This window comes from Kosakonia arachidis, from assembly GCF_900116535.1.
In the GTDB taxonomy this organism is placed as follows: domain Bacteria; phylum Pseudomonadota; class Gammaproteobacteria; order Enterobacterales; family Enterobacteriaceae; genus Kosakonia; species Kosakonia arachidis.
The window spans coordinates 154,823-171,911 of sequence record NZ_FPAU01000006.1 but is presented as its reverse complement, the minus strand read 5'-3'; the positions used below and the strand labels follow the sequence as shown (position 1 = coordinate 171,911).

17 protein-coding genes and 1 tRNA gene are annotated in these 17,089 nt (G+C 52.9%); 8 read left to right on the top strand and 10 right to left on the bottom strand.

Annotated features, from left to right (window positions below):
- Positions 1 to 76: transfer RNA gene (locus tag BM427_RS20120), tRNA-Lys, on the top strand.
- Between the two features lie 464 nt (positions 77 to 540).
- Positions 541 to 882 (top strand): FlxA-like family protein, encoded by a 342-nt coding sequence (locus BM427_RS20115; RefSeq protein ID WP_090124828.1) that lies wholly within the window; start codon positions 541 to 543, stop codon positions 880 to 882.
- Here BM427_RS20115 and BM427_RS20110 read toward each other — a convergent pair.
- A complete protein-coding gene (locus tag BM427_RS20110) occupies positions 873 to 1,802 on the bottom strand; it encodes a LysR family transcriptional regulator (RefSeq protein ID WP_090124825.1) in 930 nt (309 codons plus the stop codon). The genes BM427_RS20115 and BM427_RS20110 overlap by 10 nt on opposite strands.
- An 89-nt stretch (positions 1,803 to 1,891) precedes the next feature.
- On the opposite strand from BM427_RS20110, the gene BM427_RS20105 reads away from it, so the two are divergent.
- A complete protein-coding gene (locus BM427_RS20105; RefSeq protein WP_090124822.1) occupies positions 1,892 to 2,881 on the top strand; it encodes a bile acid:sodium symporter family protein in 990 nt (329 codons plus the stop codon).
- On the opposite strand, the gene BM427_RS20100 is transcribed toward BM427_RS20105, so the two are convergent.
- From BM427_RS20100 to zipA, 3 genes are all read right to left on the bottom strand, one after another.
- A complete protein-coding gene (locus BM427_RS20100) occupies positions 2,878 to 3,093 on the bottom strand; it encodes a DUF3820 family protein (protein ID WP_072439984.1) in 216 nt (71 codons plus the stop codon). The genes BM427_RS20105 and BM427_RS20100 overlap by 4 nt on opposite strands.
- Positions 3,094 to 5,112 carry an NAD-dependent DNA ligase LigA gene (gene ligA, locus BM427_RS20095; protein WP_090124820.1) on the bottom strand — a complete coding sequence of 673 codons (2,019 nt, stop codon included), beginning with the start codon at positions 5,110 to 5,112 and terminating at the stop codon, positions 3,094 to 3,096.
- Positions 5,113 to 5,182: 70 nt separating this feature from the next.
- Complete coding sequence (zipA, locus tag BM427_RS20090) at positions 5,183 to 6,169, bottom strand: cell division protein ZipA (RefSeq protein ID WP_090124817.1); 987 nt, start codon at positions 6,167 to 6,169, stop codon at positions 5,183 to 5,185.
- Positions 6,170 to 6,396: 227 nt separating this feature from the next.
- Here zipA and cysZ point away from each other — a divergent pair, with 227 nt between their 5' ends.
- From cysZ to crr, 5 genes are all read left to right on the top strand, one after another.
- Positions 6,397 to 7,158: a sulfate transporter CysZ gene (gene cysZ / locus BM427_RS20085; RefSeq protein ID WP_090124813.1), complete on the top strand. Its 762-nt coding sequence runs from the start codon at positions 6,397 to 6,399 to the stop codon at positions 7,156 to 7,158.
- A 145-nt stretch (positions 7,159 to 7,303) separates the two neighbouring features.
- A complete protein-coding gene (cysK, locus tag BM427_RS20080; protein WP_090124810.1) occupies positions 7,304 to 8,275 on the top strand; it encodes a cysteine synthase A in 972 nt (323 codons plus the stop codon).
- Positions 8,276 to 8,657: 382 nt separating this feature from the next.
- Positions 8,658 to 8,915, top strand: a complete 258-nt coding sequence (ptsH, locus tag BM427_RS20075) for a phosphocarrier protein Hpr (protein WP_007370907.1) — start codon at positions 8,658 to 8,660, stop codon at positions 8,913 to 8,915.
- Between the two features lie 50 nt (positions 8,916 to 8,965).
- Entirely contained in the window at positions 8,966 to 10,693 is a 1,728-nt protein-coding gene (gene ptsI, locus BM427_RS20070) for a phosphoenolpyruvate-protein phosphotransferase PtsI (RefSeq protein ID WP_090124807.1), read from the top strand.
- A 40-nt stretch (positions 10,694 to 10,733) separates the two neighbouring features.
- Positions 10,734 to 11,243: a PTS glucose transporter subunit IIA gene (gene crr, locus BM427_RS20065; protein ID WP_000522253.1), complete on the top strand. Its 510-nt coding sequence runs from the start codon at positions 10,734 to 10,736 to the stop codon at positions 11,241 to 11,243.
- Between the two features lie 46 nt (positions 11,244 to 11,289).
- On the opposite strand, the gene pdxK is transcribed toward crr, so the two are convergent.
- The 6 genes from pdxK to BM427_RS20035 all read right to left on the bottom strand — a co-directional run bounded on the left by pdxK (position 11,290) and on the right by BM427_RS20035 (position 16,993).
- Positions 11,290 to 12,129, bottom strand: coding sequence for a pyridoxine/pyridoxal/pyridoxamine kinase (gene pdxK, locus BM427_RS20060; RefSeq protein WP_090124804.1), 840 nt, complete (start codon positions 12,127 to 12,129; stop codon positions 11,290 to 11,292).
- 18 nt (positions 12,130 to 12,147) lie between these two features.
- The gene (gene cysM / locus BM427_RS20055; RefSeq protein ID WP_090124801.1) at positions 12,148 to 13,059 is read right to left on the bottom strand and encodes a cysteine synthase CysM; all 912 of its coding nucleotides are present in this window, start codon (positions 13,057 to 13,059) and stop codon (positions 12,148 to 12,150) included.
- A 125-nt stretch (positions 13,060 to 13,184) separates the two neighbouring features.
- Complete coding sequence (cysA, locus tag BM427_RS20050; RefSeq protein WP_090124799.1) at positions 13,185 to 14,279, bottom strand: sulfate/thiosulfate ABC transporter ATP-binding protein CysA; 1,095 nt, start codon at positions 14,277 to 14,279, stop codon at positions 13,185 to 13,187.
- On the bottom strand, positions 14,269 to 15,144 hold the full coding sequence (gene cysW / locus BM427_RS20045; protein ID WP_090124796.1) for a sulfate/thiosulfate ABC transporter permease CysW: 876 nt from the start codon (positions 15,142 to 15,144) through the stop codon (positions 14,269 to 14,271). The genes cysA and cysW overlap by 11 nt, the downstream gene beginning before the upstream one ends.
- The gene (gene cysT, locus BM427_RS20040) at positions 15,144 to 15,977 is read right to left on the bottom strand and encodes a sulfate/thiosulfate ABC transporter permease CysT (protein WP_090124793.1); all 834 of its coding nucleotides are present in this window, start codon (positions 15,975 to 15,977) and stop codon (positions 15,144 to 15,146) included. Before cysT ends, cysW begins: the two co-directional genes overlap by 1 nt.
- Positions 15,977 to 16,993, bottom strand: a complete 1,017-nt coding sequence (locus BM427_RS20035) for a sulfate ABC transporter substrate-binding protein (protein ID WP_090124790.1) — start codon at positions 16,991 to 16,993, stop codon at positions 15,977 to 15,979. Before BM427_RS20035 ends, cysT begins: the two co-directional genes overlap by 1 nt.
- Between the last annotated feature and the right edge of the window lie 96 nt (positions 16,994 to 17,089).

The following is a 17,089-nucleotide window of genomic DNA, read 5'->3' as shown; positions in this document are numbered from 1 at the left end:
GGGTCGTTAGCTCAGTTGGTAGAGCAGTTGACTTTTAATCAATTGGTCGCAGGTTCGAATCCTGCACGACCCACCAATGTAAAAAAGCGCCCTAAAGGCGCTTTTTTGCTTTCTGCCGATCCTGAAGATTCGACAAAATTGTCGGGAACAATTTTGAACAACGCGACAGCGTTGGCCCGAAGGGCGAGCGAAGCGAGTCATCCTGCACGACCCACCAATGTAAAAATGGCGCTGGCGGCGCTTTTTTGCTTTCTGCTACACCAAAAGATACAAACGTTTTAGCCGATGGCACTGACGCCTTTTCCAGCCGGCAAAACTGATAACCGGGTATTTCCTTTAAAGCTGCATTAAAAACGCACCTGACAGCAATCAAAAAACATCAACACTGTTTTGTTTTCAACACGTAAACCTGATGATTTTTATTGATAATTTATCCTTAATGTCTGGATACGATGCTCACTTTACGAACAACCGTGAATACAATTCAAGTCGTCGCTGATTATGCCGATAACGTTATTTTAAGGCGAAAAGGAAAGTCCAATGACCACCATTACAACATCAACTCCATCAATACAGAGTAATAGTAGTCCAAGCAGTTCGTCGGCCAGTAACGATATATCAGCGCAAATCAGCCGCATTAGTCAGCAGATCACCAAGCTAACGCAGCAGTTGAAAGAAGTCGCTAACGGCACCGGTACGGCTGAAAACAAAAAGAAACAGCAGGAGGCGATCCAGGCTCAAATCGAGCAACTGCAAGCGCAACTGGCACAACTGCAGCACAAACAAGCGCAGGAAGCTGAACAGAAGCAAGCTCAGCAGCAAGGCAAAGCGGAAGGCGTGAATTCACCTTCTGATGGCCATTCGGTTGATATTTACATCTGAGTAAACAACGGGTCGTCTCCACGGGTCCGGTTTAAACACCGGGCCTGTTCTTTTACCACTTCCCACAGTGCTTGCGCAGCCCCCGACAACGAACGGTTCTTCCGTCGCACCAGCATGATTTTTCGTTGCATCTCCGGCACCAGCCGTTTCACCGCAAGCTGGCTTCCCTGTGGCAATGGCAATGCCAGCGCGGGTAAAATGCTGATACCAATCCCCGCTTCCACCATCGGAAACAGCGTCGCAGGATGACCAATCTCCTGGACAATCGCGGTTTGCAGGGAAAAATGCTGTAGTGCCGCATCAATTAACGGCCGGCTACCTGAAGCATAATCCTGTACCACCAGACGTGCGCCATCAAGCGCGGACCAGTGAACAGCCGCAAGCTGCGCCCACGGATGATCGTTGCGGCAAAGCAGAAAAAAAGGCTCTGCCAGGATCTCTTCACGCTGAAGATCGCTTACCGGACCAGGATCGATCACAATGCCAAAATCCACTTCCCCTTGACGAATGCTCTCCAACACCCATTGTTGCGGCCTGTCATGCAGCACAAAATCGATCTCGGGGTAGCGCTGATTACTGCTGGCGATACACTGCGGGATCAGGTGCGCAGAAATGGTCTGGCTGGCGGCCACACGCACGGTACCGGTTAATTGCTGGCCGACGCGCCCGGCTTCGCGCAGCGTGCTACTAAGCTCATCTAATAAGCGCTCAAGCCGCAAAGCCAGTTGCTGGCCCGCTTCGGTCAACACCACTTCACGGGTGGTGCGATCGAGAAGACGCACGCCGGTTTGCAGCTCCAGCTCTTTCACGCTGTGGCTGACGGCAGACTGGCTGAGGCCAATAATATCTCCTGCCCGGCTAAAACTTTTGGCCTGAGCAACGGTGACAAAAACGCGTAACTGACGTAATGAGTAATTCATCTGATTAATTCATGAATGGATGCAATAAATCAATTTTATTTCTCAAAGAAGAAAAAGCACAATAGCGACATCGACTTTCAGGAGCGCACATGAAACTTTTTCGAATTCTTGACCCTTTTACCCTTACTCTGGTGTGTACCGTTCTACTGGCCTCTTTCTTTCCCGCGCGCGGCGGTTTTGTCCCTTTCTTTGAGGGGCTAACGACTGCCGCCATTGCGTTGCTGTTTTTTATGCATGGCGCGAAACTCTCACGCGAAGCGATCATTGCGGGCGGCGGCCACTGGCGTTTGCATCTGTGGGTAATGTGTAGCACCTTTGTGCTTTTCCCGGTGCTCGGCGTGCTGTTTGTCTGGTGGTCGCCGGTAAATGTCAGCCAGGAGCTGTATACCGGTTTCCTCTATCTGTGTATTCTGCCCGCCACAGTACAGTCCGCGATTGCCTTTACCTCACTGGCGGGCGGTAACGTTGCAGCAGCCGTGTGTTCTGCATCGGCCTCCAGTCTGCTGGGGATCTTCCTCTCGCCATTGCTGGTCGGCTTGCTGATGAATCTGCACGGCGCCGGCGGAAGCCTGGAACAAGTGGGCAAGATCATGCTGCAATTGCTGCTGCCGTTTGTGCTGGGTCACCTGTCGCGCCCGTGGACCGGTGCGTTTGTGGCAAAACATAAAAAATGGATTTCAAAAACCGACCAGACCTCGATTCTGCTGGTGGTTTACTCCGCGTTCAGCGAAGCAGTGGTAAACGGTATCTGGCATAAAGTGGGCGTCGGTTCACTGCTGTTTATTGTGGCTGCAAGCATCGTACTGCTGGCAATTGTCATCATGGTGAACATTGTGGTGGCGCGGAAGTGCGGCTTTAACAAAGCGGATGAAATTACCATTGTGTTCTGCGGTTCGAAGAAGAGTCTCGCCAACGGTATCCCGATGGCGAACATTCTCTTTCCGACTTCAGTGATTGGCATGATGGTGCTGCCGCTGATGATTTTCCACCAGATCCAACTGATGGTTTGCGCCATGCTGGCCCGCCGCTACAAACGTCAGGCGGAGCAGCAGCAGTCGCAGGAAGCAGCAAAAGCCTAGCTGCGCTTCAGGGGCTGCACCAGATGGCTCAGCCCCTCGGTTTTGATAAGCAGGGTTATCTGCATCAACTCCCCAAGCCGCCCGGCAGGAAACTCATCTTTCCGGGCGAACCACAGCAAATACTCTTCCGGCAAATCGATCAACCGTCGCCCCTGGTATTTCCCAAAGGGCATCACGGTGTTGGCGATGTCGACGAGCTGTTCTTTTTCCATTTATTCCCCCAGCAGCCGGATCATCTCCGCTTCATCAATCACCGCGATCCCCAGTTCCTGCGCTTTTGCCAGTTTTGAACCGGCCGCTTCCCCGGCGATCACCAGATCGGTTTTTTTCGACACACTACCGGCCACCTTGGCCCCCAGCGCCGTCAGACGCGCTTTAGCTTCATCGCGTGAGAGCTGGCTAAGGCTACCGGTCAGTACTACCGTTTTACCGGCAAACGCGCTGTTGATCTCGCCGGCATTGACCACTAACGGCGCGGGCCAGTGAATACCCACTTCGCCCACCAATTGCGCGATAACCTCGCGGTTACTCTCTTCATTGAAGAAGTTGTCCACATGTTTCGCGACCACAACGCCCACATCTGGTACTTTTTGTAACTCATCCACCGATGCCGCCATCAGCGCCTCCAGCGTACCAAAATACGCTGCCAGCCCTGCCGCCGTAGCCTCGCCCACTTCGCGGATCCCCAGCGCATAAAGAAACCGGGCAAATGTCGTCTCTTTAGCATTTTCCAGCGCGGTAATAATATTTTGCGCCGATTTTGGCCCCATACGATCCAGGCCGGTCAGCTTGCCCGCCGTCAAACGGAACAGATCCGCTGGCGTCTGGACATACTCTTTCTCTACCAGTTGGTCGATGATTTTATCACCCATGCCGTCTACATCCATCGCGCGGCGGGAGACAAAATGTTTAAGTGCTTCTTTGCGCTGCGCACCGCAAATTAAGCCGCCAGTACAGCGGGCGACAGCTTCTCCTTCAACACGCTCCACATCGGAGCCGCATACCGGGCAATGTTGCGGGAAAATAACTTCGCGCGTCTCTTCCGGGCGTTCGGCGAGCACCACGTTGACCACCTGCGGGATCACATCACCGGCGCGGCGAATCACCACTTTATCGCCAATACGCAACCCCAGCCGATCAATTTCATCGGCATTGTGCAGCGTGGCGTTACTCACCAGCACACCAGCAACATGTACCGGTTCCAGCCGTGCAACCGGCGTGATAGCCCCAGTGCGGCCAACCTGAAATTCAACATCGCGAACGAAGGTCATCTGCTCCTGCGCCGGGAATTTGAATGCCACCGCCCAGCGCGGTGCGCGAGCGACAAAACCCAGTTGCTCCTGCAACTCCAGCGAATCAACCTTGATCACCACACCGTCAATGTCGAAGCCCAGCGTCGGACGATCATTTTCCACCTGATGGTAGAACGCCAGCACCGCTTCCGGCGAATCACAAAGACGTATGCGCTCACTCACCGGCAACCCCCAAGCCTTGAACTGTTGCAAACGCTCCATATGGCTGCGCGGTAGCTCGCCGCCTTCGAGGATGCCGACGCCATAACAGAAGAAAGTGAGCGGGCGTTTCGCCGTAATACGCGGGTCGAGCTGGCGTAGCGACCCCGCTGCCGCGTTACGTGGGTTGGCGAACACTTTAGCGCCAGTACGACGCGCCTCTTCGTTGATCTTTTCAAAACCCGACTGCGGCAAAAAGACTTCGCCACGCACTTCAAGGCGGGCGGGAATATTGTCGCCATGCAGTTTCAGTGGGATAGCGCGGATAGTGCGCACGTTGCTGGTAATGTCTTCGCCAGTTGTCCCGTCGCCACGCGTCGCCGCGCGGATCAGCACGCCATTCTCATAAAGAATACTCACTGCCAGACCATCGAGTTTTAACTCGCAGCAGTAGGTCAGTGCATCGCTGCTTTTCAGCCGATCCTGTACGCGCTTGTTAAAAGCGAGAAAGCTCTCCTCGTCGAATACGTTATCCAGGGACAGCATTGGCACTTCGTGGCGCACCTGGCTGAAGGCGGTCAGCGGCGCTGCGCCTACGCGCTGAGTAGGTGAATCGGGCGTAATCAGCTCAGGATGTTGCGTTTCAAGCTCGCGCAGTTGACGCATCAGGCGATCGTACTCGGCGTCCGGAACTTCCGGCGCGTCCATAACGTGGTAGAGATATTCATGATGGCGAAGCGTCGTTCGCAGCTCTGTTAATTGTTGTTCAATCGATTCCATGTCGCACCATCAATGATAAAAAACCCCCGACAGGCGGGGGTTCTGGAGTGAAATATTCGTGGTCAATCCATTACGCGTTGGCGTCTTTAACCTCGCGAATACGATCCTGGTATTCACGCAATTTCTGCGGCGTCATCATCCGGCGCTGATCATCAAGCACCACACCGCCCACTTCGTCGGCAATATATTGCGCGGATTGTAACATCAATTTGAAGTTTTGCAGTTCGTCGCCGTAAGACGGCACCTGCATAAAAATCGTGACGCCAGGTGTGGCCAGCTCGCCCATCGTTTCGACATCAAACGTTCCCGGGTTAACCATATTGGCCAGGCTAAAGAGCGCCGGGCCGCTGCCGTCCGGGCTGAGATGACGATGGAAAATATTCATATCGCCAAATTTAAACCCTGCCTGCAAAATACTGTTCAGCAGCACTTCACCGTTGAGCATGCTGCCATGATGTGCAGCGACGTTCATGATAATGACGGTTTCTTTACGTTGCGGTTTTTCCTGCGGCGTTTCGATAACCGGTTCCGACTCTGGCTGCGGCACAGGTTCATGAGCCTGCGGCTGATAATGAGGTTGCTGCGGTGCGTGTTGCTGAGGTGCTACTGGCTGCGCGGTTGGGCGAACAGGCGATTGCTCAAACGCCGGTGCCTGCACTTGCGGACGCTCTGGCTGATGCTGCTGCGGCTGATTTCTGGACTGCGTCACCGGGTGCTGTGGCTCTTCAGGTTGAACCGGTGCAGATGGGCGCGGCTGCGCCGACGCGTAAGGCGGCTGATATTGGTGTTGGGGAGACTGACGCGGCGCATCCTGCTCGTTACCCGATCTCGGCGCGTGGTTCGCTTTGTGAACGCGAACTTCACCTACGCCGTCATCGTCATCAACATCCTCGTCATCCAACTCGTCGTCGTCACGTCGCGACTTCATGCGTTTTAATGGGCGATCGCGGAACATTGAGGAACGTTCTTTACGGCTGGTCCAAAAACCGTGAACCAGTAAAGCAATTATGGCGATCGCGCCAACAATGATTAATATCAGACGCAAATCCTGCATCATTATATTCTCTGTTGTTCTAACACCTTGCCACCACGGCAAACATTTACTCACTAAGAGTATTTGCCGATTACGTCAAGTGCAAGTGTGCTCGTGGGTTTCACCGCATAAAGATGAACTAAATTGTGCTTTTTGCTGTTTTTTCGAACATTTCTGAACAGGTTTCGCCGCCCGGATGAATATTATAAGCTGCCGTTCGAGGATCATCACTAAAGGAGTATAGCCAGATTATGGTTTCATCGTCCCCGGGCACTGCACACAGCGGCCTCTTTTATTTTACCCAAGGCTGGAAACTGGTCACGCTGCCAGGCGTTCGTCGCTTTGTCATTTTGCCATTGCTGGTCAATATTGTGTTGATGGGCGGGGCTTTCTGGTGGCTGTTTTCCCGTCTTGACACCTGGATCCCTTCATTAATGAGTCATGTGCCCAATTGGCTACAGTGGTTGAGCTATCTGTTATGGCCGATCATGGTGATCTCCATTTTGTTGGTGTTTGGTTACTTTTTCTCTACGCTGGCCAACTGGATTGCAGCGCCGTTTAACGGCCTGCTCGCCGAACAGCTGGAAGCGCGTTTAACGGGCGCTACACCGCCGGATATCGGCATTTTTGGTGTACTGAAAGATATACCGCGGATTATGAAGCGCGAATGGCAAAAGCTGGCCTGGTATTTGCCCCGCGCACTTCTCTTGCTGATCCTCTACTTTATCCCCGGCATCGGGCAAACCGTTGCGCCAGTATTATGGTTCCTCTTCAGCGCGTGGATGCTGTCGATTCAGTACTGCGATTACCCGTTCGATAACCATAAAGTCCCGTTCAAGGCGATGCGCATTGCCCTGCGTGAACGCAAAATCATCAATATGCAATTTGGCGCATTGACTAGCCTATTCACCATGATTCCCGTGCTTAACCTGGTGGTAATGCCCGTAGCAGTGTGTGGCGCGACAGCGATGTGGGTCGATTGCTATCGCGAAAAACACGCTGCCTGGCGCTGAGGAATTATTCCGTTTCTTATTCCATACTGGTAACCATTATTTCACCTCAGCATATAGATATGCGATTTCTTTACTTCCCCATCACGGGTAAGTGCGTATGCTGATGTGGTTCCCAAATTTCATACAGTTAAGGACAGGACAGGCTATGAGTAAGATTTTTGAAGACAACTCGTTGACGATTGGTCATACGCCGCTGGTTCGACTGAACCGCATCGGTAACGGACGTATCCTGGCTAAGGTCGAATCCCGCAACCCGAGCTTCAGCGTAAAATGCCGTATCGGTGCCAATATGATTTGGGATGCCGAAAAACGCGGCGTACTGAAACCGGGCGTCGAGCTGGTTGAACCAACCAGCGGTAACACGGGTATCGCGCTGGCGTACGTTGCCGCCGCTCGCGGCTACAAACTCACGCTGACTATGCCAGAAACCATGAGTATGGAGCGCCGTAAGCTGCTGAAAGCGCTGGGTGCGAATCTGGTTCTGACTGAAGGCGCAAAAGGCATGAAAGGCGCGATTCAGAAAGCAGAAGAAATTGTCGCCAGCGATCCGGCGAAATATCTGCTTCTTCAACAGTTCAGCAACCCGGCAAACCCGGAAATTCACGAAAAAACTACCGGCCCGGAAATCTGGGAAGATACAGATGGTCAGGTGGATGTTTTCATCTCCGGCGTGGGTACCGGCGGTACGCTAACAGGCGTGACGCGCTTTATTAAAAATACCAAAGGGAAGACCGATCTTATTGCGGTTGCCGTTGAACCAACCGACTCTCCGGTGATCTCTCAGGCACTGGCAGGCGAAGAGCTGAAGCCTGGTCCACATAAAATTCAGGGTATCGGTGCCGGTTTTATCCCTGGCAACCTGGATCTGAAACTGATCGATAAAGTGGTTAAAATCACCAACGAAGAGGCGATCAGCACTGCGCGTCGTCTGATGGAAGAAGAAGGTATTCTGGCAGGCATCTCTTCCGGCGCAGCCGTTGCCGCAGCGCTGAAGTTGCAGGAAGATGAATCCTTTACCAATAAAAATATTGTGGTTATCCTTCCGTCTTCAGGTGAGCGTTATTTGAGCACAGCTTTGTTTGCCGATCTTTTCACTGAAAAAGAGTTGCAACAGTGATGCCAGATTGTAAATAAAGCGCAAAAAAGCACCCATCGAGGTGCTTTTTTGTGGCGCACATCAAATTTTCACCCCTCCTGGCATTGCTTGAAAACGCTTGGTCTGGTATTTAACCAGCACATTTATTTTGAAGCGCGAAATTAATCGAAGTGAGATTTCAGCCAGCTGAATCGATTTTATGATTTGGTTCAATTCTGGCTTTCGCGGCATAATGTTTAATGACAAGCGAAACGTTAACGGCCAGAAGCGTCCACGCCGGATGAGTACAGGTGAACTTCTGCACCTTTTCCCGTTGCGTCAGCGCTAACAATACAGGCTAAAGTCAAGCCTCCAGGCTAGACTTTAGTTCCACAACACTAAACCTATAAGTTGGGGAAATACAATGTTCCAGCAAGAAGTAACTATTACCGCTCCGAACGGTCTGCATACCCGCCCTGCTGCTCAGTTTGTTAAAGAAGCGAAAGGCTTCTCTTCTGAAATCACTGTGACTTCCAACGGCAAAAGCGCCAGCGCGAAAAGCCTGTTCAAACTGCAAACTCTGGGCCTGACTCAAGGTACTGTTGTGACGTTGACCGCCGAAGGCGAAGACGAGCAAAAAGCAGTAGAACATCTGGTTAAGCTGATGGCAGAACTCGAGTAAGTCTTACTTACCAGTTCTTTTCAAGATCAGTCACAAGTAAAGGTAGGGTTATGATTTCAGGCATTTTAGCATCCCCGGGTATCGCTTTCGGTAAAGCACTGCTGCTGAAAGAAGACGAAATAGTCATCGACCGGAAGAAAGTTTCTGCCGACAAGGTTGACCAGGAAATTGAGCGTTTTCTGAGTGGTCGTGCCAAGGCATCGGCGCAGCTAGAAGCGATCAAAACGAAAGCGGGTGAAACTTTCGGCGAAGAAAAAGAAGCCATCTTCGAAGGGCACATCATGCTGCTGGAAGATGAGGAGCTGGAGCAGGAAATCATAGCCCTGATTAAAGATAAGAGCATGACTGCCGACGCTGCGGCGCATGAAGTTATCGAAGGTCAGGCTACCGCCCTCGAAGAGCTGGATGATGAATACCTGAAAGAGCGCGCGGCTGACGTGCGCGATATCGGTAAGCGTCTGCTGCGCAACATTCTGGGCATGCCGATCATTGACCTGAGCGCGATTCAGGAAGAGGTTATTCTGGTTGCTACGGATTTGACCCCGTCAGAAACGGCCCAGTTGAATCTGAAAAAAGTGCTCGGTTTTATCACCGATATCGGTGGCCGCACTTCTCACACCTCTATCATGGCGCGCTCTCTTGAGTTGCCTGCAATTGTGGGTACCGGAAGCGTCACCACGCAGGTGAAAAATGGCGACTATCTGATCCTCGATGCGGTTAACAACAAAGTGTACGTTAACCCGAGCGACGACGAGATCGAAACCCTGCGTGCTGCGCAAGCTCAGGTTGCTGCAGAAAAAGCCGAGCTGGCGAAACTGAAAGATCTGCCGGCAATCACCCTTGATGGCCATCAAGTTGAAGTCTGTGCCAACATCGGTACTGTTCGCGATGTCGCGGGCGCAGAGCGCAATGGCGCTGAAGGTGTTGGTCTGTACCGTACCGAATTCCTGTTCATGGACCGCGACGCGCTGCCGACCGAAGAAGAGCAGTTCGAAGCCTACAAAGCGGTAGCTGAAGCCTGTGGCTCTCAGGCCGTAATTGTACGTACCATGGACATTGGCGGCGATAAAGAGCTGCCGTACATGAATTTCCCGAAAGAAGAGAACCCGTTCCTCGGCTGGCGCGCGGTGCGTATCGCGATGGATCGCAAAGAGATCCTGCGCGATCAGGTTCGCGCTATTCTGCGCGCTTCTGCTTTCGGCAAACTGCGCATTATGTTCCCGATGATCATCTCTGTTGAAGAAGTGCGTGCACTGAAAAAAGAGATTGAAATCTACAAGCAGGAACTCCGTCAGGAAGGTAAAGCATTTGACGAAAGCATTGAGGTTGGCGTAATGGTGGAAACGCCAGCCGCTGCAACTATTGCTCGTCATCTGGCCAAAGAAGTTGATTTCTTTAGTATCGGTACCAATGATTTAACGCAGTACACCCTGGCAGTTGACCGTGGTAATGATATGATCTCGCATCTTTACCAGCCGATGTCACCGTCAGTACTCACCCTGATCAAGCAAGTTATTGATGCTTCTCATGCAGAAGGCAAATGGACTGGTATGTGCGGTGAGCTTGCTGGCGATGAACGTGCTACACTTCTGTTGCTGGGGATGGGTCTGGATGAATTCAGTATGAGTGCCATTTCTATCCCGCGCATTAAGAAGATTATCCGTAACACAAACTTCGAAGATGCGAAGGTGTTAGCAGAGCAGGCTCTTGCTCAACCGACAACGGACGAGTTAATGATGCTGGTTAACAAGTTCATTGAAGAAAAAACAATCTGCTAATCCACGAGATGCGGCCCAAATTACTGCTTAGGAGAAGATCATGGGTTTGTTCGATAAACTGAAATCTCTGGTTTCTGATGATAAAAAAGATACCGGAACCATTGAGATTGTCGCCCCGCTTTCCGGCGAAATCGTCAATATTGAAGATGTACCGGATGTAGTGTTCGCTGAAAAAATCGTTGGTGATGGCATCGCTATCAAACCGACCGGTAATAAAATGGTTGCTCCGGTTGATGGTACTATCGGCAAAATCTTTGAAACCAACCATGCCTTCTCTATCGAATCCGATAGCGGCATCGAACTGTTCGTTCACTTCGGTATCGACACCGTTGAACTGAAAGGCGAAGGCTTCAAACGTATCGCGGAAGAAGGCCAGCGTGTGAAAGTTGGCGACCCGGTCATCGAATTTGATCTGCCGCTGCTGGAAGAGAAAGCCAAGTCTACTTTGACTCCGGTTGTTATCTCCAACATGGACGAAATCAAAGAGCTGATTAAACTTTCTGGTAGCGTCACCGTGGGCGAGACCCCGGTAATCCGCATCAAAAAATAAGCTCAATGCATAAAAAAATGGCGCCTGCGGGCGCCATTTTTATTGATTAGCACGGCGGTAAAATGAGTTCGTCGTAACCTTTGTCCAGCGTATATCCCATTACCTGTACCACTCTGTTCCCTGCTGTGCGCACGGCAACATCCAGCTTATTTCCCTGAATAACGCTGCTGACCAGCTCGGAGCAAAACAGATCACCAGTACCTTTTAAATCCGTTTCGACACGCGGATAACCACTGACGGTAACCTCATCCGCTGTCACCAGCACCACATGTATCTGACCGTCATCCTCATCGACAGGCGCGCTGGTGATCGCCACCCATTGCAGCGTCGCAGACAACAGCCCTTTTGCCGCAACGATAGCGCTTTGCAGATCCTGGCACGGTTTGCCGCTGAGAATCTCCAACTCAAACACGTTCGGCGTGATCCCCTGAGCCAGCGGCAGCAAATATTCGCGGTAAGCCTGAGGAATTTCCGCTTTTACATAGATACCGCTGTCAGTATCGCCAATAACCGGATCGACCAAAATCAGTAGTTGCGGGTGTTTCTCCCGTAGCGCTTTAAGCCACGTTGCCAGCAGCATAATTTGGCTGGCACTTCCCATATAGCCTGTGGTTACCGCTTTCAGCGTACGCAAAACATCGCGCTCTTCCAGCGCCTGCAGGTAACCGCTAAACCACTCATCCGGGATCACGCCGCCATAAAAAGTATCGTAATGTGGCGTATTGCTGAACAGCACTGTCGGCACGGCCAGCACATTGAGATTGTGCTGGCGAATATTGGGCACTGCAATACTGTTGCCAACGCTGCCGTACACAACCTGAGACTGCACCGCCACGATATCAGCCTGCTGCGCCCGGTTTTTATCCCGAAACAGGATCATCTCCATCCTCTTTTCCTTAACGGGTTAAATCCCCGCGCCCTGCGAATAACTCTCTTCACCAAACACGCCGGTGGAGAGGTAACGATCGCCGCGATCGCAAATAATGGCGACGATCACTGCGCCTGGCGTGCTTTTCGCCACGCGAAGCGCACCCGCGACAGCTCCGCCAGAACTAACGCCACAGAAAATACCTTCCTGAACCGCCAGCGCACGCATGGTATTTTCTGCCTCACGTTGATGGATATCCAGAACCTCATCCACCAGCGCGGCGTTAAAAATGCCAGGCATATATTCAGCAGGCCATCGGCGAATGCCAGGAATACTGCTCCCCTCTTCCGGTTGCAGCCCGACAATAGTGACGGGTTTATCCTGTTCACGCAGAAAACGCGACACACCGGTTATGGTACCGGTTGTGCCCATGCTGGAGACAAAATGGGTGATCCGTCCGGCGGTCTGCTGCCAGATTTCCGGACCGGTAGTCGTGTAGTGGGCGTAGGGATTATCCGGGTTGTTGAATTGATCGAGCAACCTGCCCTCGCCACTTGCAGCCATTTCCAGCGCCAGATCGCGCGCGCCTTCCATTCCCTGCTCTTTGGTAACCAGAATCAGCTCCGCACCATAGGCGCGCATCGCCGCACGACGTTCCTGACTCATGTTGTCCGGCATCAGCAATTTCATGCGATAGCCTTTAAACGCCGCAATCATCGCCAGCGCGATCCCGGTATTGCCGCTGGTGGCTTCAATCAGCACATCCCCGGGCTTAATCTCTCCACGCTTTTCCGCCTGCACAATCATCGACAGTGCGGCGCGATCTTTGACCGATCCTGCGGGGTTATTACCTTCCAGTTTGACCCAAATTTCGCTGCCGTTATCCGGCGTCAGACGTTGTAATTTAACCAGAGGCGTATTGCCGATGGTATCTTCTAATGTATTCACGGTTCCTGCTCAATAAAAAAGCCGGGTCGCGCTACGCTTACCCGGCCTACAAAGCAGTGAAGATGCAGATATTGTAGGCCCGGTAAGCAAAGCGCCACCGGGCGATAGACATGGTGCTTAACCTATCAGGCAGTTTCCGCCAGAGCAAGCTCTGTACCGGCGTCAATACGTTCATTGCCGTTATACAACCGCGCATGCTGCAAACCGACAAACAAGCGCTCGCCACGCTGCGGCGGCTGCTCATCGCGCATCACAACGGTGAGTGGTTCTGGGTTCCAGCCGAGCGGCTGCACCACCAACTGGGTATAGTGTCCTTTCGGGCTGGCTTCCAGTACCTGCACCGGCAATGGCGAATCCAGGCTGGTGCGACGGCTGATATCCACTTCCCAGGGGCGCAAAAACAGATCCACTTCCCCCTGCCAGGCAGGTGTATAACCCAGCGGCCAACGATGTGCGCCCACATGAAACTGCCCGCCCGTTACCGTGCCTTTCAGGCGATTGACCTCGCCCATAAACTCCAGCACAAAGCGGGTTGCCGGTTCGCGCCATACCTGATCCGGCGCATCAGCCTGCTCGATATTTCCCTGGCTCATCACGACCACACGATCGGCCACTTCCGTCGCCTCCTCCTGGTCGTGAGTGACGAACACACTGGTAAATTTTAGCTCTTCATGCAACTGACGCAGCCAGCGACGCAACTCTTTACGCACCTGTGCGTCCAGCGCGCCAAACGGTTCATCCAGCAGCAGGATCTGCGGTTCCACCGCCAGTGCACGCGCCAGCGCCACACGCTGTTTCTGTCCGCCGGAAAGCTGTGCAGGGTAGCGTTCTGCCAGATGAGCAAGCTGCACCATCTCCAGCAATTGCGTCACTTTGGCTTTGATTGCTGCGGCATTCGGCCGCTCGCGACGCGGCAACACCGTCAGACCAAAGGCGATGTTATCGAACACCGTCATATGGCGGAACAATGCATAGTGCTGAAACACAAAACCGACGCGGCGATCGCGGGCATGCAATCGGCTTACGTCCGTACCGTGAAAACGAATGTGACCGCTGGTCTGGTGTTCCAGCCCGGCGATGATGCGCAGCAGCGTGGTTTTCCCGGAACCGGATGGTCCCAGCAGCGCCACCATTTGCCCGGAAGGGATATCCAGCGAGATATCATTCAGCACCTGGGTGCGACCAAAAGACTTCTTAATATTGGCAATCTCAATGCTCATGATTTCCCTCCTGTTGCTGGCGTTTTTCATGGTTATTCAAACGCCACTGCAACGCACTCTTCAAAAACAGTGTCAAAATAGCCATCAGAGTTAGCAGAGCGGCGGCGGTGAATGCGCCTACCGTGTTGTAGTCCTGCTGCAGCAACTCAATTTGTAGCGGCAGAGACAGCGTCTCACCGCGTATCGAACCGGAGACCACCGAGACCGCGCCAAACTCGCCAATCGCGCGCGCGTTGGTCAGAACCACACCATACAGCAGCGCCCAGCGGATATTCGGCAGCGTTACGCGGCGAAACATCTGCCAGCCGCTGGCACCCAGCAGGATCGCCGCTTCATCTTCCTGGCTCCCCTGGCTCAACATCACCGGAACCAGTTCGCGCACAACAAACGGACAGGTGACGAAAATGGTGACCATCACCATACCCGGCCAGGCAAACATAATTTGCAGGTTATGCTCATCCAGCCAGCCGCCAAGGGGGCCATTCGAACCGTAAAACAACAGATAAACCAGACCCGCAACCACCGGTGAAACCGCAAACGGAATATCCAGTAATGTCAGAAGAAGCTGGCGACCAGGGAAGTTAAAGCGGGTCACCAGCCATGCCAGCAGCGTGCCAAACACAAGGTTAACCGGTACGGTGATCAGCGCAATCATCACCGTCAGCAAGATGGCATGCAGCATGTCGGCATTCGCCAGGTTTTCCAGCACCGGTGCCAGCCCTTTACTGAAGGCCTGAACGAAAATATATATCATTGGCACGACAAGGATAAACGCAGAGAGCAAAACCCCCGCGGTAATCAAAAATACTTTCCCCCAGTTCACCTGAGGTTTGTCATCGCGTTTCACTTCGGTTATTTCCGCCATTAGTGACCTACCACACGCTGGCCAAAGCGGCTTTGCAGGGTGTTGATGGAAAACAACAGCAGCAGAGACGCCGCGAGGATCACCGAAGCAATCGCGCTCGCCGCCGGGTAATCAAACTCCTGCAAGCGAACAAAAATCATCAGCGAGGTGACTTCGGTCTTCCAGGCAATGTTACCGGCGATAAAAATCACCGCGCCAAATTCGCCGAGGCTGCGGGTGAACGACAGCGCCACGCCCGCCATCAGCGCCGGGGAAAGTTCCGGCAATACTACGCGACGAAAGCTCTGCCAGCGCGTTGCGCCGAGGGTTTCCGCCGCTTCTTCGTATTCCGGCCCTAACTCCTCCAGCACCGGCTGGATGGTGCGCACCACAAACGGGATGCTGGTAAAGGCCATAGCCACGGCGATGCCAAGCCAGGTGTAAGTCACTTTGATATCGAACTTTGCCAACCACTCGCCATAAAATCCGTTCACGGAAAACAGCGACGCCAGCGTCAAACCAGCCACGGCAGTCGGCAGTGCGAATGGCAGGTCAATCAGCGCATCCAACAACGTGCGCCCCGGAAAACGGTAACGGGTGAGGATCCAGGCCATCAGCAGACCAAAAACGCCGTTAAAAACTGACGCCACAAACGCCGACAGCAAAGTGACTTTATAGGCTGCCACCACCTGTGCGTCGGTGACCACTTCCCAGTATTGCGACCAGCTCATTTGCGCCAGCTGCATTACCAGCGCACTCAGCGGCAACAGTAATACCAGACAAACAAAAAACAGGCTGCTGCCGAGGCTTAAACCAAACCCCGGCAACACACGTTTCGCGGTTCCTGCAAACATCACTTACGCCCCGCCGCCAGTAACTTGTCCAGCTCACCGCCGCTGGCGAAGTGGGTTTTCATCACCTCAGGCCAGGAGCCAAATTTGTCTTCCACGCGAAACAGCGCTGTTTGCGGGAATTTATCCGTCAGCCTCGCCATCACATCCGGGTTATTCACTCGGTAGTAGTAGTCGGTGATGATGGTTTGCGCCTGCGGACTATAGAGCCAGTTAAGGTATGCTTTCGCGGCCTTTTCCGTCCCATTGGCTTTCACATTTTTATCGACCCACGCCACCGGGAATTCCGCCAGAATATTGACCTTTGGCACCACCACTTCAAAACCCTGGGCTTCGTACTGCTTACGGATGTTATTGACTTCGGATTCAAAGGAAATCAGTACATCGCCGAGACCGCGCTCAACGAACGTAGTGGTTGCGCCGCGACCACCGGTATCGAACACTTCGACGTTTTTCAAAAACTGCGTCATAAACTGTTCAGTTTTCGCTTTATCGCCACCATCCGCCTGATCCGCTGCGCCCCACGCCGCCAGATAAGTGTAACGGGCGTTGCCGGAGGTTTTCGGGTTCGGGAAAATCAATTTTACGTCGGGACGTACCAGGTCGCTCCACTCGTGGATATTCTTCGGATTGCCCTTACGAACAAGAAACGCCATCGTCGAATAGAATGGCGAGCTGTTGTTCGGTAAACGGCTTTGCCAGTCCGCCGGGATCAGGTTGCCTTTGTCGTGCAGGATCTGCACATCCGTTACCTGGTTATAGGTAACGACATCTGCTTTCAGCCCCTGCAAAATCGCCAGCGCCTGTTTTGACGAACCGGCATGAGATTGTTTGATCGTCAGCTTATCGCCAGCGTTATCTTTTGCCCATTGCTGTTCAAACGGTGTATTCAGCGCCGCAAAGAGCTCGCGTGACACATCATAAGAGCTGTTTAGCAGTTCCGTCGCTTGTGCCTGCGCCGCCCACAGCGTCATTGCTGCCAGCGTCAGATATCCTTTTTTCAGTATGTTAACGGCCATTACGCACCCTTATAAGCTGATGACTCCACGACACTCAGTTTATTTATAACGGGTGTGAAAGCAGTAACGCTTTTATATACCATTTGGTGATTTGGA

Coding starts and splice junctions, on each gene's coding strand:
- BM427_RS20115 (WP_090124828.1), top strand. CDS start 541: ATGACCACCATTACAACATCAACTCCATCAATACAGAGTAATAGTAGT.
- BM427_RS20110 (WP_090124825.1), bottom strand. CDS start 1,802: ATGAATTACTCATTACGTCAGTTACGCGTTTTTGTCACCGTTGCTCAG.
- BM427_RS20105 (WP_090124822.1), top strand. CDS start 1,892: ATGAAACTTTTTCGAATTCTTGACCCTTTTACCCTTACTCTGGTGTGT.
- BM427_RS20100 (WP_072439984.1), bottom strand. CDS start 3,093: ATGGAAAAAGAACAGCTCGTCGACATCGCCAACACCGTGATGCCCTTT.
- ligA (WP_090124820.1), bottom strand. CDS start 5,112: ATGGAATCGATTGAACAACAATTAACAGAGCTGCGAACGACGCTTCGC.
- zipA (WP_090124817.1), bottom strand. CDS start 6,169: ATGATGCAGGATTTGCGTCTGATATTAATCATTGTTGGCGCGATCGCC.
- cysZ (WP_090124813.1), top strand. CDS start 6,397: ATGGTTTCATCGTCCCCGGGCACTGCACACAGCGGCCTCTTTTATTTT.
- cysK (WP_090124810.1), top strand. CDS start 7,304: ATGAGTAAGATTTTTGAAGACAACTCGTTGACGATTGGTCATACGCCG.
- ptsH (WP_007370907.1), top strand. CDS start 8,658: ATGTTCCAGCAAGAAGTAACTATTACCGCTCCGAACGGTCTGCATACC.
- ptsI (WP_090124807.1), top strand. CDS start 8,966: ATGATTTCAGGCATTTTAGCATCCCCGGGTATCGCTTTCGGTAAAGCA.
- crr (WP_000522253.1), top strand. CDS start 10,734: ATGGGTTTGTTCGATAAACTGAAATCTCTGGTTTCTGATGATAAAAAA.
- pdxK (WP_090124804.1), bottom strand. CDS start 12,129: ATGGAGATGATCCTGTTTCGGGATAAAAACCGGGCGCAGCAGGCTGAT.
- cysA (WP_090124799.1), bottom strand. CDS start 14,279: ATGAGCATTGAGATTGCCAATATTAAGAAGTCTTTTGGTCGCACCCAG.
- cysW (WP_090124796.1), bottom strand. CDS start 15,144: ATGGCGGAAATAACCGAAGTGAAACGCGATGACAAACCTCAGGTGAAC.
- cysT (WP_090124793.1), bottom strand. CDS start 15,977: ATGTTTGCAGGAACCGCGAAACGTGTGTTGCCGGGGTTTGGTTTAAGC.
- BM427_RS20035 (WP_090124790.1), bottom strand. CDS start 16,993: ATGGCCGTTAACATACTGAAAAAAGGATATCTGACGCTGGCAGCAATG.